Origin of the sequence: Sediminibacterium sp. C3 (assembly GCF_000508085.1) — a bacterium.
Lineage (GTDB): Bacteria > Bacteroidota > Bacteroidia > Chitinophagales > Chitinophagaceae > Sediminibacterium.
Genome location: NZ_KI669560.1, coordinates 1,168,192 through 1,192,248 on the forward strand (window position 1 = coordinate 1,168,192; position 24,057 = coordinate 1,192,248).

The 24,057-nt window shown below is 40.0% G+C and carries 17 protein-coding genes and 1 tRNA gene; 12 read left to right on the forward strand and 6 right to left on the reverse strand.

Translation table 11 applies throughout. The annotated features are described in order from the left end of the window. Positions 1-16: 16 nt before the first annotated feature. The 3 genes from gldG to F777_RS0105440 are packed head-to-tail and all read left to right on the forward strand — an operon-like array spanning position 17 to position 6,059. Positions 17-2,446, forward strand: coding sequence for a gliding motility-associated ABC transporter substrate-binding protein GldG (gene gldG / locus F777_RS0105430; protein WP_051408452.1), 2,430 nt, complete (start codon positions 17-19; stop codon positions 2,444-2,446). A 12-nt stretch (positions 2,447-2,458) separates the two neighbouring features. Continuing rightward, positions 2,459-3,472 carry a TerC/Alx family metal homeostasis membrane protein gene (locus F777_RS0105435; protein ID WP_026751154.1) on the forward strand — a complete coding sequence of 338 codons (1,014 nt, stop codon included), beginning with the start codon at positions 2,459-2,461 and terminating at the stop codon, positions 3,470-3,472. A 4-nt stretch (positions 3,473-3,476) separates the two neighbouring features. Beyond that, a complete protein-coding gene (locus F777_RS0105440) occupies positions 3,477-6,059 on the forward strand; it encodes a bifunctional UDP-N-acetylmuramoyl-tripeptide:D-alanyl-D-alanine ligase/alanine racemase (RefSeq protein ID WP_026751155.1) in 2,583 nt (860 codons plus the stop codon). A 36-nt stretch (positions 6,060-6,095) separates the two neighbouring features. Here the strand turns inward: F777_RS0105440 and F777_RS0105445 are convergent, their stop codons facing one another. After that, complete coding sequence (locus F777_RS0105445) at positions 6,096-7,022, reverse strand: tetratricopeptide repeat protein (protein WP_026751156.1); 927 nt, start codon at positions 7,020-7,022, stop codon at positions 6,096-6,098. Between the two features lie 154 nt (positions 7,023-7,176). Between F777_RS0105445 and F777_RS0105450 the strand changes: the two genes are divergently transcribed. From F777_RS0105450 to F777_RS0105480, 5 genes are all read left to right on the forward strand, one after another. Next, a complete protein-coding gene (locus F777_RS0105450; RefSeq protein WP_026751157.1) occupies positions 7,177-7,785 on the forward strand; it encodes an outer membrane beta-barrel protein in 609 nt (202 codons plus the stop codon). Positions 7,786-7,822: 37 nt separating this feature from the next. Next, positions 7,823-9,769 (forward strand): SprB repeat-containing protein, encoded by a 1,947-nt coding sequence (locus F777_RS0105460; protein WP_152530862.1) that lies wholly within the window; start codon positions 7,823-7,825, stop codon positions 9,767-9,769. Positions 9,770-9,819: 50 nt separating this feature from the next. Beyond that, complete coding sequence (locus F777_RS0105465) at positions 9,820-10,497, forward strand: lipoprotein signal peptidase (protein WP_026751159.1); 678 nt, start codon at positions 9,820-9,822, stop codon at positions 10,495-10,497. Positions 10,498-10,641: 144 nt separating this feature from the next. Beyond that, on the forward strand, positions 10,642-11,805 hold the full coding sequence (locus F777_RS0105475) for an ATP-binding protein (protein ID WP_152530863.1): 1,164 nt from the start codon (positions 10,642-10,644) through the stop codon (positions 11,803-11,805). Between the two features lie 9 nt (positions 11,806-11,814). Continuing rightward, entirely contained in the window at positions 11,815-13,437 is a 1,623-nt protein-coding gene (locus F777_RS0105480; RefSeq protein ID WP_026751161.1) for an amidohydrolase, read from the forward strand. Positions 13,438-13,667: 230 nt separating this feature from the next. Here the strand turns inward: F777_RS0105480 and F777_RS0105485 are convergent, their stop codons facing one another. From F777_RS0105485 to gltX, 5 genes are all read right to left on the reverse strand, one after another. Continuing rightward, the gene (locus F777_RS0105485; RefSeq protein WP_026751162.1) at positions 13,668-16,076 is read right to left on the reverse strand and encodes a TonB-dependent receptor; all 2,409 of its coding nucleotides are present in this window, start codon (positions 16,074-16,076) and stop codon (positions 13,668-13,670) included. Positions 16,077-16,451: 375 nt separating this feature from the next. Beyond that, entirely contained in the window at positions 16,452-17,852 is a 1,401-nt protein-coding gene (gene fumC / locus F777_RS0105490; protein ID WP_026751163.1) for a class II fumarate hydratase, read from the reverse strand. A 41-nt stretch (positions 17,853-17,893) separates the two neighbouring features. Further along, a complete protein-coding gene (locus F777_RS0105495) occupies positions 17,894-18,673 on the reverse strand; it encodes an enoyl-CoA hydratase/isomerase family protein (protein ID WP_026751164.1) in 780 nt (259 codons plus the stop codon). A 50-nt stretch (positions 18,674-18,723) separates the two neighbouring features. Continuing rightward, on the reverse strand, positions 18,724-19,131 hold the full coding sequence (locus F777_RS0105500; RefSeq protein ID WP_026751165.1) for a cobalamin B12-binding domain-containing protein: 408 nt from the start codon (positions 19,129-19,131) through the stop codon (positions 18,724-18,726). Between the two features lie 8 nt (positions 19,132-19,139). Continuing rightward, a complete protein-coding gene (gene gltX / locus F777_RS0105505; RefSeq protein WP_026751166.1) occupies positions 19,140-20,738 on the reverse strand; it encodes a glutamate--tRNA ligase in 1,599 nt (532 codons plus the stop codon). A gap of 48 nt (positions 20,739-20,786) precedes the next feature. Between gltX and F777_RS0105510 the strand changes: the two genes are divergently transcribed. The 4 genes from F777_RS0105510 (at position 20,787) to F777_RS15830 (ending at position 24,023) form a co-directional block, all read left to right on the forward strand. Continuing rightward, positions 20,787-21,389 carry a polysaccharide deacetylase family protein gene (locus tag F777_RS0105510; RefSeq protein ID WP_026751167.1) on the forward strand — a complete coding sequence of 201 codons (603 nt, stop codon included), beginning with the start codon at positions 20,787-20,789 and terminating at the stop codon, positions 21,387-21,389. Positions 21,390-21,596: 207 nt separating this feature from the next. Next, positions 21,597-22,364, forward strand: a complete 768-nt coding sequence (locus tag F777_RS0105515; RefSeq protein WP_026751168.1) for a TatD family hydrolase — start codon at positions 21,597-21,599, stop codon at positions 22,362-22,364. A gap of 71 nt (positions 22,365-22,435) precedes the next feature. Further along, a tRNA-Ser gene (locus tag F777_RS0105520) sits at positions 22,436-22,522 on the forward strand. A gap of 334 nt (positions 22,523-22,856) precedes the next feature. Then, a complete protein-coding gene (locus tag F777_RS15830; protein ID WP_051408454.1) occupies positions 22,857-24,023 on the forward strand; it encodes an ATP-binding protein in 1,167 nt (388 codons plus the stop codon). Positions 24,024-24,057 lie beyond the last annotated feature (34 nt).

The following is a 24,057-nucleotide window of genomic DNA, read 5'->3' on the forward strand; positions in this document are numbered from 1 at the left end:
ACTTTAGATTTGGGCTATGTGGAAGATCTGTAAAAAAGAGTGGCAACAGTTTTTTGCTTCTTTAACCGGATACCTGGTGCTCAGTGTATTTCTGGGTGTAGCCGGATTGTTGTTTTTTGTATTTCCAGACACCAGTCTGCTCAATTTTGGCTACGCCAGTCTTGCGCCTTTTTTTCAGTTAATGCCCTGGCTATTATTGTTTTTAATTCCGGCCATTACCATGCGCAGTATTTCCGATGAAATGCGCACGGGTACTTTTGAAATTTTACAAACCCTTCCCTTATCGCTCAGACAAATTATTGCGGGAAAATACTTCGGCACTTTATTAATTATTGCAGTGGCGTTGTTTCCAACCGTAATCTATGCCATCTCTATGCAGTCTTTAAGTATTACTGGAGGGATTGATATTGGCGCAACCATCGGGAGTTATATCAGTTTGTTCTTATTGGCCGCAGTTTATGCAGCCATTGGCATTTATGCCAGTAGTGTAACTACCAATACCATTGCAGCATTCGGATTAGGGGCCATTATAGGCTTTGCATTATTTGCCGGGTTCAGTGCGATAGCGCAGTTGCCTGTGTTCAGCGGAGGGATGGATTATTATATAGAACTGCTGGGCATTCAAATGCATGCAGCCAATATCAGCAGAGGGGTAATGGCACTATCCGACATTTTATATTTCATAGGATTGATTGTATTTTTTCTATACCTCACACAAATTCAATTACAGCAATCAGGCAAGCAAAAAAAGCAGATTGTTGCTTCTATTATCGCCTTACTCTTAGTGGCTTTTGCTGGATCCAGATTCAATCAAAGACTCGATTTAACCGAGGACAAAAGATTTACCCTGAGTCCCTCCACCATTCGCATGCTGGAAAAAATAGACTCTACCGTAAAAGTGGAAGTTTTTCTTACAGGAGAACTACCCGCAGATTATAAAAAATTAAGTCTGGCCACAGCTGATATTCTTGAGTCATTTAATAGCTATGCCAACAACCAGATTAAAGTTGAATTTATTGATCCGGTAGAAGGCCTGGCAGACGATACGGCCAAAGCCATGCGCTATGATAGTTTGCAAAAGATGGGTATTGTATTTGAGCAAGTCAATAATCAGTGGGTTTTGCCATCGGCATTGGTGTATTACAGAAAAAATCAGGCACCCATACCAGTAGACTTAAGAAGCAGCAGAAAAATTTATAAGCAATTCAATGTGATTGCAGAGGAACCGCAGGAAGATGTGGAAGCCACACGCAATGCGGCAGAAGCCTTACTCGAAAACAAGTTTGCTACTGCCATAGATAAAATGACGCGACAGGAAGTACCCACCATTGCGTATGTGGTAGGGAATGGGCAACCCACCGATTTAACGGTAAACGATTTAGGAGAGAGCCTGCGCAATGAATACCGGTTAGGCATATTCAATTTAAAGCAAGGTTATCCGGATGCATCCATTATTAAAATCCTGCTTGTAGTAAAACCCAAAGAAACTTTTACAGACGAAGATTTGCTGAAGCTGGATCAATATGTAATGCATGGAGGCAATATCATCTGGTTTATAGATAAGCTACATGCAGAGTTGGATAGTTTAAAAAGAACAGAAGGGCAGTATACGGCTTTTGACAGGGGATTGGGGTTGGATGAATTATTATTCAAGTATGGAGTAAGAATTAACGGAGACCTGGTGCAGGATTTAAATTGTTCAAAAATACCCTTGGTGGTGGGCCGCAATCCGGATGGAAGTATCCGCATGCAAAGAATGCCCTGGCCTTATTATCCACTTCTTTCTTCCAGAACACCCAATCCTATTTCAGCCAATTTAGACAGGGTTTTACCCATATTCCCTTCGAGTATAGACACGGTGATGGCAAGGGGCATTCAGAAAACCATTTTGCTTTCAACCGATTCAAGCAGCAGAATCCTGCCATCCCCTGCAGTGGTTTCACTCAACAGTGTGCAATCCGAAGAAGACCTATACAGTTTTAATAAAAGTTATATCCCGGTAGCGGTTTTACTAGAGGGTAAATTCAATTCTTTGTTCAGTAATCGATTGCCTAAATCGGTATTGGATTCGGTAAAGCAATTCACGGGCAAACCCTTTTTGGCCAAGGCCACTAAAGCTGGAAAACAAATAGTAGTAGCAGATGGAGATATCGTAACCAACGAAGTTAGCCAGACAACCGGCCCCTTACACATGGGGATGATACAGATGGAAAATTATCGCTTTGCCAATAAGGCTTTCTTTTTAAACAGTGTAGATTATCTGTCTTCTGATAATTCATTGTTTGAAAGCCGAAACAAAACAGTAGTCCTGAGATTGCTGAACAAACAAAAATTACAGGAGCAAAAGACTTTATGGCAGGGGATTAACGTACTTTTACCCGTCATTGTAATTCTGCTGACCGGATTCATTTTCCAGTGGTGGAGAAAAAAGCAATACAGCATTTAATTATCACGCATCATGAGCGCACATCAAATTGTTTATCTCGTATTTGGAATTGTGTTAACCATTGCACTGGCTTTTGACCTTGGACTCTTAAGTAAGAAAAACAAAAGTATTTCCATCCGTCAGGCATTGAATCAAACCATGTTTTGGGTAGGGTTGGCAGTTGCCTTTTTTGTTTTCTTATGGATAGAAGGCCCGGCCCTGGCATTGGAAAGTTCCGATGCAACCGGAGAAGTCAGCAGACACCAGTTGCCCTTTGAATTTTTGAGTGCCTATTTAATGGAATGGAGTTTAAGCATCGACAATATTTTTGTGTTCATTCTGATTTTTAATTCCTTCAATGTTAAAGAAGCGTTTTACTCAAGAGTATTGTTGCTGGGAATATTAATGGCCATTATTTTCCGTATCGTATTCATTACCTTGGGTGTTGCACTGGTAGCCAAGTTTTCCTGGGTACTTTATATTTTTGGCGGGTTTTTAATTTACACCGGCTATCATATGTTCAATGCCAATGACGATGAACAGTTTGATCCGCAAACCTCCAAAATTTACAAGTTCTTAAAATCCTTCCTGCCATTGGTGAACCACGATGGAGGAGGTAAGTATATTATCCGTGAAAATGGGAAGCCTGCTTATACCACTTTGTTTGTAGTAGTGGTATTGCTGGCAGCGATTGATCTGGTATTTGCACTGGATTCTATTCCTGCAGTAATGGGTATATCCAAGGATCCGTTGATCATTTATACTTCTAATATTTTTGCAGTGTTGGGATTGCGTTCACTGTTCTTCTTATTAAGAGGCGCAGTAACCAAATTTGATTATTTACAACAGGGTATTGCGATTGTACTGGTGTTCATTGGAATAAAAATGCTGGGGGAACATTACTTGAGCATGTGGATGAGCAAAACCAGTCAGGTAGCCTTGTCCTTAGGAGTAATTGTATTGTGTATTTCCGGCTCTATTTTGTATTCAATAGTATTAGATAAGAAAGGAACACCAAAGGATTACGTAGACGATTCTGTAAAATAAATTTATGCCTTACTGCCTGGGTGATATTGCCGCTATTTTACAGCAGCGCATTTTAACAAATGCAGCACAGCCTGTAGAGTACCTGGTAACCGACAGCAGAAATATCATTGATCCGGCAAAGAGTATTTTCTTTGCCATCAAAGGGCCACGTCGTTCCGGAATTAGTTTTGTAAACGAAGTTTACCAACAGGGCGTCAGGATATTTGTAGTAGAAGAACCCATTGAATCCTCTATATATGCTGAAGCTGTTTTTATACAAGTGCCCAATGTAATTGGGGCTTTGCAGCAATTGGCAGTATATCACAGAAAGCAGTTTAATATTCCAGTGATTGGTATAACAGGCAGCAACGGAAAAACTATTGTAAAGGAATGGCTGTATCAGTTACTGCAATCCGATTATCATATTGTAAGAAGTCCCAGGAGTTATAATTCCCAGATAGGGGTTCCGCTAAGTGTATGGCAAATGAATACACAGCATACACTGGCCATTTTTGAAGTGGGTATTTCTGCAAAAGGAGAAATGAATGCACTGGCCAATATTGTGCAACCTACTATAGGAGTGTTCACCAATTTAGGAGAAGCTCATAACCAGGGTTTTGAGAATCCCGCACAGAAGCTGGAAGAAAAAGCGATATTGTTTCAACATACTCCAATCATCATTACATCGGCGGATTATATGCCAGCTCCTTTTTTAAAAAATGAAAAAGTAGTTGCGTGGGGATCAAAATCGCTGGAGCAGGAAGGGGGTTCTCTTCCTCAATTACGGGTAGTAAAGCAAGAGAAGAAATTAGCGGAAACCATTGTACAATTACGGTATAAGAATAACGCATCTAACCATAATGAAACTGCTGAAACGGCTTCCACCAATCCAGAGTCCTTTGAATTGGCGCTGCCTTTTACAGACGAAGTCTCTGTTCAAAATGCACTCACCTGTGTATTGGTGATGTTGCAACTGGGCTATGCGTTTCCGGTAATTCAACAAAGAGTAAAACTATTGCAGCCGGTAGAAATGCGGATGCAATTAAAGCGAGCCATCAATCAGAGTTATGTATTGAATGATAGTTACAGCAACGATAAAGTATCGCTGTCACTGGCATTGCAGTTTTTAAAAGAACAGGCCGGAAATCAACCCATTGTTGCAATACTATCTGATATTGTAGAATCCGGAGAGCCACTGGATCAATTGTATAATCATATAACGCAGCAACTGGCGAATGCAGGAGTAAAAGTCCTGTATGCAGTAGGTCCGCAGATGTGCAGTTATTTTAAGGAGGCTTCCTTTTCTGACCCAACACCACATTTAAGTTTAAACGAAAACACTCAACTTAAAAATAAATTCTTCCCATTCAAAGTTCAGTGCTACGAGCAAACCAGTAATTTGTTGGAAGCGCTTAACGAATCGCATTTTCAGCAACAATATATATTGCTGAAAGGTGCAAGAAAATTTGCTTTTGAACAAGTAGCTCACTGGCTGGAACAACAGGTGCACCAGACCATCATGGAAATTAATCTGACTGCCATGGTGCACAATTTAAAAGCTTACCAGTCGCTGCTTCAGCCTCAGACTAAAATGATGGCAATGGTAAAAGCATTTGGTTATGGCAGCGGGGCAGGAGAAGTAGCCAGAAGATTGCAACAACAACAGGTAGATTATTTGTCCGTTGCTTATGCCGATGAAGGGGTAACACTTAGAAAAGCGGGTATTCATTTACCCATCATGGTCATGAGCGCCGATGAATATTCATTTGATGCCATGGTGAATCATTCGCTGGAGCCAGAATTGTTTTCCTTTCCCATTTTAGAAGCTTTTCATCATTATATAGCTCAACAGGGTTTACAACAATACCCCATTCATATCAAACTCAACACGGGTATGAACCGGTTAGGATTTGATACGGCTGAAATAGACCAACTATGCAATTGGTTGAGCAATCAAAATTTGCTGCGCGTTAAATCGGTGCTAAGCCATCTGGCGGCAAGCGAAGACAAAAACGAAGATGCATTTACACAGCACCAGGTAGAATTGTTTTCTGTTGCAAGTGCAAAAATTGAAAATGCACTGGGATATCCTATTATTAAACATATTGCCAACACAGCAGCCATTCGCAGAAATCCGAACTGGCAGTTCAATATGGTAAGGCTGGGTATTGGGCTTTATGGTGCCGATACTATTAAAGACAGTGAATTGGCATTGCAAACCGTAGCTACATTAAAAACAACCGTAGCTCAGGTCCGGAGCTTGAAAGCAGGAGAAACCGTGAGTTATAACAGATCTGGGGTATTAACCAGAGACAGTGTTATTGCAACCGTAAGAATTGGATACGCGGATGGCTATTCCCGAAGAATGGGAAATGGGACTGGGAAAATGTTTGTACGAGGTGGCATTGCCTTAACCGTTGGAAAAATCTGTATGGATATGTGTATGATTGATGTAACCGATATTCCCGGGGTAAAAGCAGGCGATACAGTAGAAATTTTCGGAAAGCATATTTCCATTCAGGAGGTAGCCAAAGCGGCAGATACCATTGCCTACGAAATCATGACGGGCATAAGCTTAAGAGTAAAAAGAGTCTATATTGAAGAGTAGTAATTGGATTGCTCCAATGTAAACGTTTTGGTAAGTTTATTTGCAGAATTGCTTTTTCAGCAAAGCTGCCTGTAAACTTCCCAATTTTTCAGCCTGCGAAAAGTCGGAGCAGGAGCCAGATTTATCATTCATTTTTTGTTTGGCCAATGCTCTTTGTAAAAAGAAAGGGGGCTCTTTGGCATTGAACAAAATGGCTTTATTATAAAACTTGATGGCCGATTTAAAATCAGCAGCACTGAAATAGGTGTTCGCCAACTGAAAATACAGCATCTCATTGCTATCATCAATTTCAATAGCAAGGTTTAAATCTAATACCGCGGCACCAAACTGTCCCAATGCCTGTCTAATTTCAGCCCTGATTCTATAAGCTTCTGTTTCATTTTCATCCATATCAATGGCTTTATTGCAATCCTGCAGTGCACCATTTATATCCAACATTGCTTTTTTAATAGCAGCACTAATTAAGAGCGGTTCAACCTGATTGGAGGAGGCTTTGATCACTTTTTTAATATCTTCCAACGCCTCTTCCAGTCGGTTTAATTTCAATAGGGCTTTGCTTCTGTTGGTATAAGCATCGGCATAAGTCATGTTTTTTTCAATAGCACCGTTGAAAAGCTTTAATGCTTCCTCTGTTTTTTCCATTTGCATTAAAAGCTGTCCCTTGAAATTGAGGGCTTCTACATTATCGGGCATTAGCTGGATAGCGTTATCAAAATCGGCCAGTGCTTCTTTCCATTGTTTAAGTCCTGCATATGCTTTGCCCCTTATAAAAAAAGCACGGGAAAGGATTTCGCTGTTTTTCTCAGCCTCAATCAGTTTGTTTAGGCCAGGCAAGGCCTCTTTAAAGTTTTTGAATAATACTTTATTGTTGGCTGCTTTTAATAAATCTGAGGATGACTGTGCTCCTACCCAATATACATTAGAGACAATAGCAATGACCAACAGCCAAAAGAATTTATTCATGACGGTTTTTCTATTTCACGTTAAATCGGGGGGCAGCGAAGTTCAGTAATCGGGGGATTTTTTTATACCTAATTATAGGTAAAACGGATCGAAGCTATCAATTTTTAAGGAAAAGTTAACCAAATTTTATATTTTTAGCCTTTAACTAACTAATATGAAACTAAAACTTTTATTCACTACTGCTATTTTGGCAATTTCTACCTTAGGTCTTTTGGCACAGGACAAGAAAAGAAAGGAAATTGGTTTTATTGTTGGGCTTCAAAGATCCAACCTCGACTACAATCAAATTTCCACAATGAATGTAGCAGAAGAAGCAAAAAGCAATATCGGAGGTTCATTTTTCTTGAACTCCAGACTAATTGGGCATTTTATTACCCTTAGAACCGAGTTGGGATTTTATTCAAAAGGGGGTACTTATACAAGCGCAGATCCCACTGTGCCGAATGAAACAAATCTATCTTATGTGGCTGCACCTGCTTTATTGTTACAAACCAAAATAGGTTTTTTAAAAGCCTATGCAGGTCCTCAATTGGGCTTCTTAATTACGGCTAAATCTAAAACTGGTAATACAGAACAGGATGTAAAAGCTGCATTTAAAACTACCGAATTGTCCGGTGTAATTGGCGCAGAAATGAATTTACCACTGCGCTTAATGGCGGGTGTTCGTTATAATTTTGGTATTTCCAATATCAATGAAATTGCACAAGGAACCAGCAGACCAGGCATGTATATGTTATATGTTGGATTAAGATTACGTAAATAATTGGCCTCCCCCCCAGGCTGGAAAGAAAAGAAACTTCATGAAGGTGATAAAACTTTTATCATTGGCGCTGTGCATGGTTGGTATATACCAGCCGGCAAGTGCCCAAAAGAAAATTCAGGTAAATATTCAGGTAACCGATGTCCATTTGAAATATTCAAATAAAAGCGGAACTGACCCCCGAATTAAATTCTTCAACAAACAAAATAATGCCTTATTGAATCCAAAAGATTCGGAGGGATTTAATTGTTTGCACTTAGTCGATTTTAAACAAATGGATGCAATGGTCGATTATCCCTTGCTACCCATAGAATGGGATTTGGGCAGCGGATCGGCCATTGGGTTAAAGATGGAAGCTTTTGAAAAGAACAAAAAGAAGGGAGATTGTGATTTTGATGGCAGTGGTTTGTTCAATAAAGATAAAATGCATGAATTTGGCGAATGGACGATTGATTTAAAAACCATTAAGCCAGGGGTTTCTTCCAGTAAAATGACGGCGACTACTGCAGGAGGTAATTTTTCTATAGAGTACACGGTAAAATATTCTTTGCCATCGGCAGATGCTGTTGTGATGGACAATCCAACCGGTAAGTATTGCAGCAATACCAAAGTAAAATTAACCACTGGTGCTTCTTTATTGCCCAATAAGGAAGATGTATTGTACAAATGGGAGTATCAGCTGGAAGGATCTGGCAGCTGGAGTTTATTAACCACAACATCTTCACCAGAAGTTCAAGTAAGCATGGGGGATGTGTTAAAAGCACAGCCCGTTGCCAATCAGAAAATCATGGTAAGGGTATCTTTAATGGTGGGATCAGAACTGGGGATGCCAGCAGAGAATAGTTTTGTTTTTATGCCCGCTGCACCCACATTGCAATTAAGCGATATTTCGGTTGCCAACACCTGTAAAGATTTGTCTGAAGGAGTCGTGAACATAAAAAATATTCAGGGCTATACTGAAAAATATGCACTGCAATTGAAACCCACTGATAAAGTAGTAAAATCAACAGATGGCACTGCTCAGTTTACAGGCATAGCAAAAGGACAATACCAATTGATTTTAACCAATGACGATCAGAATCAGGGGGTGTGCAATGTGAGTTATCCGGTAGTAGTGAACGAGCACCCTGCCTTAATTGAAGGTGCCAAAAAAATAAATCCTGTAACCTGTAATGGTCTGTCAGACGGATCGGTTACGCTAACTGTCGGCGGTGGTAATCCAGCAGCGCTGAGAGCTACTATCTTACCTAATGCAGGAAATCTGGTGATTAAGAACAGAGAAGTTAGTTTTACCGGGCTACCAGCAGGAAAATATGTAATTCAGGTATTGGACTCCTGCAACAACAAAATAGAATTTTCAGCAACCCTTACCGAACCGGTAGCTGCTAAAATAAATGTAACCAATATTGTTAAGAGCAGTTGTACTGAAACTCCAAACGGATCATTTACCGTGAATATTACTCAGGGGGTAGGACCTTTCCGATATGTATTAACAAAGACAGAAACCAAAAAGGAAATTGTTAAGACCGATTTCACCAATAACCCAACCTGGTTGTTTAGCAACCTGACTGCAGGTGAATACACTGTTTTGGTTTACTCTAACAACAGCGATGTTTGTAAACCAATCGAAAGAAAACTACGTATAGAAGAATCGGTTCTGGAGGCAGAAGTAAAATTGACGAAGAATATTCCGGCAACCAGTGAAGACGCCAAGAATGGGGTATTACACTTTGCGGCAACAGACAGTAAATTATCGCTGCAATACATTCTTACAAATCTGGTGAACAATCAGGTGTACAGTAATACAACGGGTCATTTTGACAATATTCCAGCAGGAAGGTATTCGCTAGCATTGAAACGTGCAGATACCAATTGCGGGGATATGCAAAAAATTAATGAAGTATTCACCATAACAGCTACTCCGGTGCAGATTGTGGAAGACACCACTAAAAAAGATACTTCCAGATCGGGCGGTTCAGATTTATGATTTTATACTATAACTGCACCTTATCTTTGTTTTTACGATAAAATTAAGCCGTGAAAGCAAAACAGATTATACTTCTAATACTCGCCATTCTGCTGATTGATCAGGGATCTAAGTTCTATATTAAACTGAACTACTATACCGGTGAAGAACACAATGTATTGGGCACCTGGTTCAGACTTCATTTTGTTGAGAATGAAGGAATGGCATGGGGTTGGAAATTCGGAGGCGAGTTTGGTAAAATTGCATTGACTTTGTTCCGTCTAGCAGCGGTTATCTGGGGTAGTTTTTTAATCCGGAATTTTATCCGCCAGAAACAGCATAAGGGTTTCCTTATTTGTGCTGCTTTAATTTATGCCGGAGCCTTGGGCAATTTGATTGATAGTCTTTTTTACGGATTAATTTTTGAAGCCAGCAATCCTTTTACACAGAACGTTGCCACATTTTTGCCCGCTGGCGGTGGCTATGCCGGGCTGTTTCATGGGAAAGTGGTAGACATGTTGTATTTCCCCATTATCACCAATTCTCATTATCCAAGCTGGATTCCCATTGTAGGTGGGGAAGAGTTTGAATTTTTCAGACCCGTGTTTAATGTGGCAGATATGGCCATTTCAACAGGAGTAATTGCAATTTTGATTTTCCAGAATAAGTTTTTCAACAGACCCGAAGAAGTGCAGCACAACACAGTTGTAACCAATGCGGATGTAAGCGATAAGACGCAGATTTTTTAAAATACGCCCATTCCATTTTTGCAAAATTTTGCAAAAATGGAGTCTGATTCCATTTTTACATATATTTGCAAATCTGGAGTTTGATTCCATTTTTGCATATTTTTGTAAATCTGGAGTTTGATTCTGTTATCAAAACAGGGCGATATGGCAAAATTGATTAAAAGGGAGATTTTTGCTCAGGCTGAATTTAAATTAAGTCAGTTCAGGGCCTTATGTATTACAGGACCAAGGCAAAGTGGTAAAACTACTTTGAGTAAGATGCTGTTTAAAGACAAGCCCTATGTCAATTTTGAAACTCCTTCTACTCAAGTAGCCTTTCTGGAAAATCCAGAGATTTTCTTAAAAACTTATAGCAAGGGAGCCATATTTGATGAAGTGCAGAGAGTGCCTTTAATATTCAGGTATCTGCAGGAAATGCTGGATAAAAATACCCAACGTGGCCAGTACATATTAACGGGCTCTAATAACTTTTTACTCCAGGAACAGGTGTCGCAATCTTTAGCAGGGAGAGCTGGATATTTGTCTTTATTGCCGCTGAGTTTTGAGGAAATATTGTCAGCAGGTTTGCCTTCAGAAACAGTTGATGAGCTAATAATAAATGGGGGCTATCCGGAAATATGGCAGGAAAAGTTACAGCCAACCGTCTGGTTAGAAAGTTATGTGCAAACCTATGTGCAACGTGATATTCGTCTGCTTAAAAACATCAATGATTTAGCCACTTTTAGTCGGTTTGTATTTTTATGCGCCAATTATGCAGGACAGTTGGTCAATAGAGAAGCTTTGGCAAAAGGGACAGGTGTTGATACAAAAACGATATATTCCTGGTTGGGTTTATTAGAAAGTAGTTTCCTGGTTTATCAATTGCAACCCTGGTTTAACAATGCGAATAAGCGGTTAATCAAGAGTCCCAAATTGTATTTTCATGATACAGGATTATTATGTTATCTGTTGGGAATACAGCATAAAACACAACTTAGAAAACACCCTCAATACGGGGCTATTTTCGAAAACTGGGTTATCTCTGAAATTCAAAAAAACCGAATAAATGAGGGGGATACAAAGCCCATGTATTTTTATAGAGACAGCACTGGAAATGAAGTTGATTTACTCGTTCATAAAAACGATGAACTATTTGCTGTGGAAATTAAATCTTCTAAAAAGGTTGATTCGTCAATGCTAAAGGGGTTAAATCATTGGAACAAATACCATCCGGATGCCAATACTTTATTAATTTACGGGGGAGAGAAAGCCGATGAAATAAAGCCCAATCAAAACCTATTGCCCTGGAATCAAATTAATCAGTTCTAAAAAATACAAATGAAAAAGATATTCTTCCTTCTTTTTGTTGCAGCGCTAACTGCGTGCAACTCAAATAAAGTGGATACTATTGTACACCATGCTAAAATTTATACCGTAGATTCTGCCTTTACTGTGGTGGAAGCCATGGCTATTAAAGATGGTAAAATTGTAGCAACCGGAACCAATGATGACATCACTGGTAAATACAAGGCGGACAGTGTAGTAGATGCCAAAGGAGCAGCGGTGTATCCTGGATTTATTGATGCACATGCCCACTTCCTGGGATATGCATCTTCTTTGTTTCAGGTGGAGTTGTACAATACCAGCACCTGGGAAGAAACCGTTGACCGCATAGTTGCATTTGCTAAAGCACATCCGGAAATTAAATTCATACAGGGCAGAGGATGGGATCAGAATAAATGGCCTGGGAAGAAATTTCCAACCAACGAATTGCTAAATCAATACTTCCCCAAAACGCCAGTAGTAATTCAACGGGTAGACGGACATGCATCCATTGCCAATGCAGCAGCCTTAGAACTGGCAGGCATAAAGCCAGGTGACAAGGTTGTCGGTGGAGAAATTGAAACCATCAATGGCAAGCTGACTGGTGTGATGATTGACAATGGAGATGCAGCCGTTTATGCCAAAATACCTGCACCCACCAAAGAAGAATGGGCGACCTGGTTAAAAACAGCAGAGAAAAATTGTTTTGCTCAGGGCTTAACCACTATTACCGATTGCGGTTTAAGTCATCAGGATGTTGATTTATTGGATGGTCTTCACAAGAACAATCAATTGAACATGCGTTTGTATGTGATGCTTTCTGATAATCCGGATAACTATAACGTATATCTAAAGAAAGGTCCTTATAAGACAGACAAGTTATTCGTAAACGGGTTCAAAGTATATGCAGACGGTGCCCTTGGAAGCCGTGGTGCTTGCTTATTAAAACATTACTCCGATAAACCTGGATGGGGAGGATTTTTATTGCGCAACAAAAGCCATTACGATTCATTGGCCAATGTGTTGAGCAAGACGGAATTCCAAATGTGTACCCATGCCATTGGAGACAGTGCAAACAGGGAGATCTTAACCATCTATAACAAATACTTGCAACCAGGCAACGACAAGCGCTGGAGAATAGAGCATGCACAAATTGTAGCACCCGAAGATTTTCAGTTGTTTGGCAAAGTGAATGTAGTTCCTTCAGTACAACCCACGCACGGAACAAGTGATATGTACTGGGCAGAATCCAGACTGGGTAGGGAAAGAATGAAAGGCGCTTATGCATTCAAAGATTTATTGAAGCAGAATGGATGGATTCCATTGGGAACTGATTTCCCGGTAGAAGATATTTCCACTTTTAAAACTTTCCTGGCTTCCGTTGTGCGTAAAGATGCAGCAGGTTATCCTGCAGAAGGATTTCAAATGGAGAATGCATTATCCCGCGAAGAAACCATTAAGGGCATGACCATCTGGGCAGCTAAAGCTGGATTTTTAGATAAGGAAGTGGGAAGCCTCGAAACAGGTAAGAAGGCTGATTTTATTATCCTTGACAAGGACTTAATGTCTGTTCCTGAAACCGATATTCTGAATACAAAAGTTACAGCAACTTATCTGGGCGGGAAGAGAGTGCATTGATATTTTTATTATTAGTAACAGGGAGGGCATATGCCAATTCTCGCGGCCCTCAAATTTTAGCATAATTATTTTTAGTTACATGAAAAGTAGCTTTGCTAAAATTTGAGAAATGCTCGAATCAGCATATATCCCTCCCTTTTCATTTAATTAATAAAAGTATCAGTACAACCGCTCTAGCCTATTGTATGTTCCTCTACACTTTTGTTATGTGATACAATTACTATTTAATCTTAAATCTTGTGTATGTATCCGATTCTGAATACCTGCGTCTCGTAATATTCGCTGCTGGCTAATGTGAATCCATTTCCGTTCAGTGTTTTCTTAATGCGAAGTGTGTTGAACAAATCAGTTGCATTCATAAAAAACTCCGATTTTCCATTGGTTAGTGTTTTCTTGACTCCGGCATCTATGGAGAATCGGCTATTGATTCTTCCTTGAGGAATCAGGTCGGCTGCCAGATAAATGGCAGTCATTTGAATGTCTACTTTTTTAGGAAGATGGAAACTGCTGTTTAGTTTAATATTACCCGATGTAACAGACTCTCTCTGTGCCGTATAAATTGAAGGAACTGGATATTTATTGACAACCGTAAATGCATCTATGGTTGAGCGATATACATTTATATTGCTGTTCAGTGATACTGCCTTTGAAAATTCTTTATTAAAAATCAATTCTACACCCGTGTTGGTGCTTTTCCCCGCATTTTGAAAGACAGTATATATTAAAGTGCTCGGTGGTACTTGTGTTGCAATTCTGGTAATGGTTCCATTGGTTACCCGATGGTAAATAGAACCAACAAAGTAACTTTTCAACATAGACTTCTTATAGCCTAATTCAAATGTATGGGTAAACTGAGGGCTTAAAGCCGGATTCCCTACTTTAATGATTTCTGCATCATCGTATTTGGGAAAAATACGAATATCTACTTCATTGGGACGATCTACTCTTTTGTTGTAAAAAAAGGATAGTTTATTGTTATCATCTAATTTCAAAGCAAGCCGCATATTGGGAAATGGTTTTGTATAGTTATAACCATCGCTTTTATAGGTATTGTGATTGGGATTTACCTTGTATTTTAAATCAACATATTCTACTCTTAGCCCAACTTCCGCTTCCCATAATTTGTTTTCAAATACATAAGTCCCATAAGCAGCCGGAATAATTTCAGTGTAAGTAGCTGCCCCTCCCGCACCCGTATCCAATGGTGAATTGATGCCAGGCTTAAACTGCATATTGGTAGGGATGTCCCGATACCTGAATTTGATACCTGTTTCCAGTCTGCCTTGGCGTAAAGGTTTAACGTAATCAAAGTTTGCATCCAATATATGCTCATCAGATAATAATTTGAAAGAGTCAAGTCCTATAAAAGTTGAAGTAGTATTTACGAAATTATATTTTTCATCTTCTCTGTGAAAAGTATAATTGATACCAAGATTGTATAAGTGGCCAGGTTCCTTATACTTGTGTTGAAAATTTGCCGCAGCTACAATAGTGGTTTTTAGCTCATCTTCTAAAAATTGCCATAGCCTGTTTCTGACCGTATAGTCTTTGTTAAAAAAAGGCTCATCCCCTCTGTCAATGATTTTTTCAATTCCATACAAGGCAGACAAACTTAATGTGTTGCTTTCATTTGCATTCCAGTCAAAGCCCATTTTAGTGGTAAGAAAATGGGTATTTCTGTTTCTTTTTAATTGCTGATTCACTATGTTTCCATCCGAAAAAACCCGAGTTGAAAATTCGTTTTTGTTAAGTGTTTCTGTATACAACCAGTCTGACTGTAAGAATGCATTTATTTTTTTTCTTCTATAATTCAAGGAAATGGAAGGATTGATTTTAGGTGTTCGTTGATACTGGGGCCGAATGCCAGGTAAGTTCTCCTTCTTTTGCCAAAGCGCACCCAAGCCTCCGGCTAATCCAATTTTACCATTGAAACCTTCCTGTTTGTTTTTCTTGTAAATAATATTGATAATGCCGGCATTACCATTGGCATCGTATTTGGCTGAGGGATTGTTGATGATTTCAATTCGTTCAATGGCAGATGCAGGAAGGTTATCCAGTCCTGATTGGCTTCCAAAGCCCGTTAATGCAGATTGCTTACCATCTATTAGTATAGCAACTTTATCACTGCCTCTTAATTCAACTTTGCCATCCTGTGTAGTGGTGACGCCGGGTAAATTTTTAAGTGCCTGCAAAACGGATCCACCAGACTGACTAATATTGGAGGATACTGAATATGATTTTTTATCTAATTGCTCAACTGATTTCTCTCTTGAAGTATTAACCGTTACTTCTTTTAAATCAGATACAATGCCCAATAGTTCAATATTTCCTAAATCAATGAAATTGCTTAAAGAGCCAATCAGTATTGGTTTTTGATAGTTTGAAAAACCCGAATGAATAATTTGTAAAAGGTAGTTGCCAGATTTTACATTGTTCAGGGTGAACCTGCCTTCTTCATTCGAAATAGTTCCGGTAATAAAGGAACTATCTTTTGTATTTTTAAATAGAATATTAGCAAATGCTACAGGACTATTTTCATTCTTGACTTTAACTTTTCCAGAGACTGTTACTGAAGATGTCTGGCCATAGGAAAGAAAAGACGAGATCGCTAAAATGAATGTGGTTAAGATGAATCTCACGAGCTACTTTTAAATCGAAATGTAAGTTAGCCATAAAATATCCAGCCAACACTCATTAAAAATTCATTAAATATAAAACGGATGCTGATTCGAGCATTTGCCAAACACCCAAGCGCATTTACTTAAAAGTAAGTTGAAATAATATTAAGGGGTATGACAATTTTATGGGGCTAAAATAAATAGGAGATTATATAAATAAAGAAAGTGGATGCTGATTCGAGCATTTCTCAAATTTTAATTTTGATGAATAAACATGTTTTAATATTTATTCTTTTAAAATTGGAGGGCAGCGAGAATTGGCATCCACTTCTTTTTTAAAGAACTATTATTTGAGGGCAGCGAGAATTGACAAATACCCCTTACGAATATTACAATTTACTTTAACTCCCCTACCATTTGCGAAGGCACCACCCAAAGATCAAACTCTTCCGCAGTAAGGTATCCAAGCTTAATAGCCATTTCCTTCAAAGTAGTTCCTTCCTTATGTGCAGTCTGTGCAATTTCAGCGGCTTTGTAGTAACCAATCTTGGTGTTTAGAGCAGTCACTAACATCAAAGAATTGTTTACGTGCTTCTGAATATTTGCTTCAATAGGTTCTATACCCACTGCACACTTATCGTTAAAGCTTACACAACCATCCCCAATTAAACGCGCGCTGTGTAAGAAGTTGTAGATCATAACAGGTTTGAATACGTTCAATTCAAAATGACCATTAGATCCACCGATATTAATAGCTACATCATTACCCAATACCTGTGCAGCAATCATGGTTAAAGCTTCACACTGGGTAGGGTTTACTTTACCTGGCATGATAGAAGAACCTGGCTCGTTGTCTGGAATAAACAATTCACCAATACCACTTCTTGGTCCGGAAGACAACATACGGATATCGTTCGCGATCTTCATTAAGCTAACGGCAACAGTTTTCAAAGCACCATGTGCTTCAACAATTGCATCGTGAGCCGCTAATGCTTCAAACTTGTTTTCAGCAGTTACAAAAGGCAAACCAGTTAAGTCAGCAATATGCTTAGCAACGTTAACATCGTAACCCTTTGGGGTATTGATACCAGTACCTACGGCAGTTCCGCCTAATGCCAATTCACTTAAGTGTTCAAGGCTGTTCTTGATGGCTTTTAAACCATGGTTTAACTGAGAAACATAACCGCTGATTTCCTGACCAACTGTTAAAGGAGTAGCGTCCATGAAATGCGTACGGCCAATCTTTACAATATGCATGAAAGCCTTGCTCTTGGCTTCCAATGTGTCGCGTAATTTTTCAATACCAGGAATGGTGGTCTCCACTAAAATTTTGTACGCTGCAATATGCATCGCAGTGGGGAAAGTATCGTTACTGCTCTGAGACTTGTTTACGTCATCATTTGGATGAAGGAACTTGTCTTTATCGGTTAAGCTTCCGCCTTTTAATACGTGTCCGCGATAAGCAATCACTTCGTTCACGTTCATATTGCTCTGGGTACCGCTACCTGTTTGCCATACGACCAATGGAAACTGATCACTTAAAGTACCCGATAATATTTCATCACATACAGTACCAATCAATTCTGCTTTTTCAGCGGGTAAAACACCTGCTTCCATATTGGTTAAAGCAGCAGCCTTTTTTAAATAAGCAAATGCCGCAATAATTTCTTTTGGCATTTTATTAATGTCCTGCGCAATCGGAAAATTCTCAATACTGCGCTGTGTCTGTGCGCCCCAGTATACATGTGAAGGCACTTTCACCTCGCCCATGGTATCTTTTTCTATTCTGAATTCCATATATTGGTTTTTATCGGTTTAATTTTAATGTTTCGCGAAAACTACTTCCCTCCAAAATTCGCCTTGCGTTTTTCTAAAAATGCAGAAGTGCCTTCTTTCATGTCTTCGGTACCAAAGCAATTTCCAAACTCTGCAATCTCAACGCTATAGCCATTTACATTTTCTTTGTACACTGCATTGGCACTGAGTATGCAACCTGCAACAGCCAACGGCGCTTTTTCGTTAATCACAGATAATATAGAAACCGCTTTTGCCATCAACTCTTCAGGAGCTACTACATAGTTCACCAAACCGTATTGTAAAGCAGTTGCGGCATCAATCATACCGGCACTCATCAACAATTCCAGTGCACGTCCTTTACCAATCAACTGCACTAGACGTTGTGTACCACCATAACCAGGAATCAAACCCAGGTTTACTTCAGGTTGACCAAATTTTGCGTTGTTCGATGCAATGCGGAAATGACAACTCATCGCCAGTTCACATCCACCCCCTAATGCAAAACCATTTACGCAGGCCACAACCGGCTTAGGAGAATTTTCAATCTTAAAAAAGATGTCTTGTCCTTTTTTAGCGAGGGCCATTCCTTCTGCAACAGAAGCACCAACAAATTCACTGATGTCTGCACCTGCAACAAATGCTTTGGGGCCTGCACCGGTAATGATTACCGATTTAATCTCGGCATTGCTGTACACTTCATCCATGGCGGCACTTAAGTCGCTCATGACTTGTTGATTCAGTGCGTTTAATTTGTCTGGACGATTAATGGTAATAGTGAAAATACCCTGGTCGAGGGCAGTCAATAAAGTTTGGTAAGCCATCTCGTTAAATTTGGCGCAAAGATACGCCAGTTTGGGGATTACCAGTCTTTCTAAAAAGGTCTATTTGCCGCCACCCATTCCTTAATATAATTCGCGATATCGGTAGTAGAAGTGCCGGGTGCAAAGAGTTCACCCACGCCCATATCCTTGAGGACTTTCATATCGTCTTCAGGTATGATCCCGCCGCCGGTAAGCAAAACATCGTTCAGACCTTTTTCTTTCATTAAACCAATGACTTTAGGAAAAACGGTCATATGCGCACCACTTAAAATGCTGATGCCAATGGCATCCACGTCTTCCTGTAATGCAGCGTTCACCACCATTTCAGGGGTTTGTCTCAGGCCGGTATAAATGACTTCCATGCCTTCGTTGCGCAAAGCGGTGGCAATAATTTTTGCTCCGCGATCGTGTCCGTCTAATCCCACTTTTGCTACTAAAACCCGGATAGGTCTGTTCATATCACTGGTTAATTATGTTCTAAAATACTCAACACTTTTTTAATTCTTTTTATCGTGGCTTCTTTGCCGATGATTTCTGCAATATCAAAAACGCCGGGTCCAAATTTACCACCCACCAGCATGATACGCAATGGCAACATCAGTTCGCCGGGTTTTAAATCCTGGGCCGCCGCAATTTCCTTCAAAGTTTTTTCCAAATCCTGTGCTTCCCAAACCACACTGCTTTCATACGCTTTTACGAGTTCAATGAAGAACATATTTTTCTGATCATTCCATTTGGGTTGGATCGAAGCTGTATCAAATTCAGAAGGGGTTGAAAAGAAGAAAGCAGCCTGTGGAACAAAGTCTGCCAGCAAAGTGCAACGCTCTTTCACTAAGTGAATCACGCGCAACAATTTTTCGCGATCAATCCAAGCGCCACCTCCCGTACCATCAGGATGGCCATCACTTCCTCCTAAACCTGCATTTACAAAACCCTTAACCCCGGCCGCAGCAAGGGTTTCAGATACCTGGTCTACCAGCTGTTCCGGAGCAGCGCGTTTAATCCACTCCTGGTTATACCACAATGCTTTTTCATAATTGAACTTTGCGCCACCTTTGTGCACGCGGTCCATAGAGAAAGCATGAATCAATTCGTCCATGGTAAAAATTTCCTGATCGGTACCATCGTTCCAACCCAATAAAGCCAATAGATTCACAAAAGCTTCCGGCAAAAATCCACGCTCTTTAAAGCCAATGGTTTTTTCACCGCTTTTAGGATCGGTCCAGTCCATGGCAAAAACAGGGAAGCCCAAACGATCTCCGTCGCGCTTGCTGAGTTTACCATTTCCATCGGGTTTCAAAATCAATGGAAGATGCGCCCACTGAGGCATATCGGCCGACCAGCCTAAATATTTCCATAACAAAATATGAACGGGTGCACTAGGCAACCATTCTTCACCACGGAATGCGTGGCTGATCTTCATTAAGTAATCATCTACTACTACCGCTAAGTGATAAGTAGGCATGCCATCGGCTTTCAACAGCACTTTATCATCCACCTGCGATGTATGAAAACTCACTTCACCACGAATCATATCTGTGAAACTAACCGTTTCATCCAAAGGCATTTTAATGCGCACCACATGGGGCGTACCTGCAGCCAGTAATGATGCAACCTCATCTGCACTCAATGTAAGTGAGTTGCGCATTTTCATACGCAATGCATGATTATACTGAGGAGAGGGATTTTCTTCAGTTTTGTATTGCACCCGCATCTGCTCTAATTCTTCGGGTGTATCAAATGCATAATAAGCATTCCCTGCTTTCACCAGTTGCTCTGCATATTGCTTATACGTTGCTTTTCTTTCGCTCTGTCTGTAAGGCGCATAAGGTCCGCCATGCACAGGGCTTTCATCAGGTGTAAGACCACACCAGGCAAGGGTATTAAAAATATATTCTTCCGCACCGGGTACAAAACGGGACTGGTCGGTGTCTTCAATTCTCAGAATAAAATCGCCGCCATGTTTTTTAGCAAACAAGTAATTAAATAATACCGTTCTAACGCCGCCCAAATGCAATCCACCTGTAGGGGATGGGGCAAAACGCACCCTTACTTTCTTATCCATGCTGCAAATATAAATCATTCGTGCAGCCCTAATGAATATCTTTGCACCATGTATCTGGTAAAAACACCCTGGTGGCTAAGGGCCTGGTTTTCGGGCTATACCTGGCGCATGCCTCGTAACGAAAAAACCATTTACTTAACATTCGACGATGGCCCGCACGAAAAAGCCACTCCCTTTGTGTTGGATACCTTGCAACAATACCAGGCCAAAGCCAGTTTTTTCTGCATTGGAAAAAATGTGCGCAAGCATCCGGATATCTATCAGCGCATTATTGCAGAAGGCCATACCGTGGGCAATCATACAGAGCATCATTTGAATGGATGGAAAACGCCGGACGAACAATACTTGCAGAACATACTGCAGGCGGAAGAAATAATTGAAAGTTCTTTTTTCCGTCCGCCTTATGGCCGAATCCGCCGTAGTCAGGCAAAGCAGCTGGATAAACAAATAATTATGTGGGATGTGTTAAGCGGCGATTTTGATCCCAATTTAACCCCGGAGGGATGCCTGGCTTATTGTATTAAACATACCGAAGCGGGATCCATTGTGGTATTTCACGACAGCGAAAAAGCATTCACTAAAATGTCGCATGCATTGCCCAAAATGCTGGACTATTTTTCGCAGCAGGGTTATCAGTTTAAAAGTCTATAAAAATGGAAGGCCGGGGTAGAAACCCCAGCCTGTTTTTAATCCGTACCCTATGAAAACAAAGGTTACTGCTGCTGTTTTTCAACGTTCGCAGGGATTCATTTAATATCTTAAAATTCTTCTTTCGGTTTAATTGCCTTTCGTGCATATATAAACGCAGTGCTGTTAACTTTATTTTAAATGCAGTAAAAAAAAGTAGAATTTTGATTTATGAAATGGATCGATACCCACTGTCATTTATATGTAGAGGAATTTAAAGAGGATGTAGATGCAGTAATAGCAAGGGCTCAGGCGCACGGAGTTACCCAATTTTATTTACCGGGCATTGACAGTGAATCCATTCCGGCCATGTTGGCCCTGGAAGCTAAGTACCCCGGGGTATGTAAAGCCATGATGGGATTGCACCCCTGTTATGTAAAGGAAAATGTACAACAGGAGCTGGCCATTGTAGAGCATTGGCTGGAACAAAGAGATTTTTGTGCCATTGGTGAAATCGGCCTCGATTATTATTGGGATACCCAGTTTAAAAAAGAGCAACAGGAAGCATTTGCCACCCAGATGGAATGGGCAGTTCAAAAAAACCTGCCAATTGTGATTCATACCCGCAATGCCATGCAGGAGACCATTGATATGGTAAAGCCCTTTGCGGCTAGGGGGCTGAAGGGAATTTTTCACTGTTTCAGCGGGTCTTATGAGTCGGCCCAGCAAATTGTAAATATGGGATTTTTACTGGGCATTGGAGGGGTGCTAACTTATAAGAATGCAGGTCTGCCCAAGGCATTGGAAAAAATCGGGGTAGAGCACCTGGTGCTGGAAACCGATGCGCCCTATTTAAGTCCGGTTCCTTACCGGGGCAAGCGCAATGAACCCGGGTATTTGGTGCACGTGGCAGAAGTATTATCGGCGGCCAAGGGGATTACAACTGCCGAATTAGCAGAAATAACTACTGCCAATGCAACGGCCTTGTTTAGAGGATAGGTTTCTTTGAAAACCTTATGGATTCTGCCGATTTGCGCCTATATTTGCAGCCCAATAAAACAACCATATACAGAGAGGTGTCCGAGTGGTTGAAGGAGCACGCCTGGAAAGTGTGTATACGGGAAACTGTATCGAGGGTTCGAATCCCTTCCTCTCTGCAACAAGATTGAACGAAAAAAACCTGACGAAGTCAGGTTTTTTTATGCCCCAGTTCGATTCCGGGACTTTAGTCCCGAGGGAGAAATGGGGCATAAAAAACCAGGGCACTGCGTGCCCGGTTTTTCCCGTTCTCATCTTATTGCTACCCCCACTTTGGGATCATCGAAGTTAATCGCTGGGCACAGCTGCGAATACCCAAAGGGTAGATCAGCTAATCCTTTCTTAGCGGAGCTTACTAAAAGGCAACGCAACTAAACCAACGGGAATAAAAAACTCCTTATTTGCCCCAATTCATGTAAATTGCGACAGTAGACTAGCCTAATTTACATAAATATGGATATTCCTCGTATAGTACAAACACAAATTGAGTCCAAAATTGGACAACAAAAAGTAATCCTATTGTATGGTACAAGACGTACGGGAAAGACAACAATCATAGAAAAGGTTGTTCAAAAATATTCGAAAGATGCAATGCTATTGCATGGAGAAGATATGCAGATATCAAACATCTTACAAAATAGAACGATTTCAAATTATCAAAAACTAACCAGCGGAAAGAAAATCATTATTATAGATGAAGCACAAGCCATTCCAGAGATTGGCAAAATTTTAAAACTATTAATTGATACGGTAAAAGGAATTACAGTAATAGCAACCGGAAGTAGCAGTTTCGATTTAGTAAATAGCGCAGGAGAACCCTTGGTTGGAAGAAATTTTGAATTTTATTTATTCCCAATCGCTCAGGTTGAATTGTCCACCATTGAAAATTTTATTGAAACCAATCAAAATTTAGAAGAGCGACTTGTTTATGGAAGTTATCCTGAGTTGTGGCATTTAAATACTACACAAGAAAAAGAAACTTACTTAAAACAGATGGTAAATAGCTATTTGTTGAAAGATTTGCTTTCTTTTGAAAATATAAAAGGTGCTGATATTCTTTTTAAATTATTGCAAATGCTTGCTTGGCAATTAGGTAGTCAGGTAAGTACAGTAGAATTAGCCTCACATTTACAAATAAATAAAGCTACAGTTGAACGTTATTTAGATTTACTCTCTAAAGTATTTATCATCTATCCATTAACAGGATATAGTAATAATCTTAGAAAGGAAGTTACTAAAAGTAAGAAGTGGTATTTTTTTGATAATGGAATCAGAAATGCTTTAATAAACAATTTTAGTCCTTTGGATCAACGAAATGATATTGGTCAGTTATGGGAACAATATATTTTAAGTGAGCGTATTAAATTCAATCGTTACAATAATTATCAACCTCAATACTATTTCTGGAGAACTTATGATGGACAAGAAATAGATTTACTTGAATTAAATAATGGTCACTTACAAGCATTAGAATGTAAATGGAAAGACTCAAAAGCTAAAGTTCCGGTTGCTTTTGCTAAAGCATACCCAGAAGCTAATTTTTCAATAGTAAACAAAGACAATTATTTAGATTGGATTACCCCTTCTACGATTCATACGGGGGTACGGGAAGCAGGATAACACTTGCTTCCCTTTTTTTGATTAATTTGTGCGT

What these genes read in the sequence shown, in the direction of transcription:
- F777_RS15830 (WP_051408454.1), top strand. Translation starts at nt 22,857, where the DNA reads ATGGATATTCCTCGTATAGTACAAACACAAATTGAGTCCAAAATTGGA.
- F777_RS0105480 (WP_026751161.1), top strand. Translation starts at nt 11,815, where the DNA reads ATGAAAAAGATATTCTTCCTTCTTTTTGTTGCAGCGCTAACTGCGTGC.
- F777_RS0105510 (WP_026751167.1), top strand. Translation starts at nt 20,787, where the DNA reads ATGTATCTGGTAAAAACACCCTGGTGGCTAAGGGCCTGGTTTTCGGGC.
- gldG (WP_051408452.1), top strand. Translation starts at nt 17, where the DNA reads ATGTGGAAGATCTGTAAAAAAGAGTGGCAACAGTTTTTTGCTTCTTTA.
- gltX (WP_026751166.1), bottom strand. Translation starts at nt 20,738, where the DNA reads ATGGATAAGAAAGTAAGGGTGCGTTTTGCCCCATCCCCTACAGGTGGA.
- F777_RS0105515 (WP_026751168.1), top strand. Translation starts at nt 21,597, where the DNA reads ATGAAATGGATCGATACCCACTGTCATTTATATGTAGAGGAATTTAAA.
- F777_RS0105460 (WP_152530862.1), top strand. Translation starts at nt 7,823, where the DNA reads ATGAAGGTGATAAAACTTTTATCATTGGCGCTGTGCATGGTTGGTATA.
- F777_RS0105500 (WP_026751165.1), bottom strand. Translation starts at nt 19,131, where the DNA reads ATGAACAGACCTATCCGGGTTTTAGTAGCAAAAGTGGGATTAGACGGA.
- fumC (WP_026751163.1), bottom strand. Translation starts at nt 17,852, where the DNA reads ATGGAATTCAGAATAGAAAAAGATACCATGGGCGAGGTGAAAGTGCCT.
- F777_RS0105450 (WP_026751157.1), top strand. Translation starts at nt 7,177, where the DNA reads ATGAAACTAAAACTTTTATTCACTACTGCTATTTTGGCAATTTCTACC.
- F777_RS0105440 (WP_026751155.1), top strand. Translation starts at nt 3,477, where the DNA reads ATGCCTTACTGCCTGGGTGATATTGCCGCTATTTTACAGCAGCGCATT.
- F777_RS0105495 (WP_026751164.1), bottom strand. Translation starts at nt 18,673, where the DNA reads ATGGCTTACCAAACTTTATTGACTGCCCTCGACCAGGGTATTTTCACT.
- F777_RS0105435 (WP_026751154.1), top strand. Translation starts at nt 2,459, where the DNA reads ATGAGCGCACATCAAATTGTTTATCTCGTATTTGGAATTGTGTTAACC.
- F777_RS0105445 (WP_026751156.1), bottom strand. Translation starts at nt 7,022, where the DNA reads ATGAATAAATTCTTTTGGCTGTTGGTCATTGCTATTGTCTCTAATGTA.
- F777_RS0105475 (WP_152530863.1), top strand. Translation starts at nt 10,642, where the DNA reads ATGGCAAAATTGATTAAAAGGGAGATTTTTGCTCAGGCTGAATTTAAA.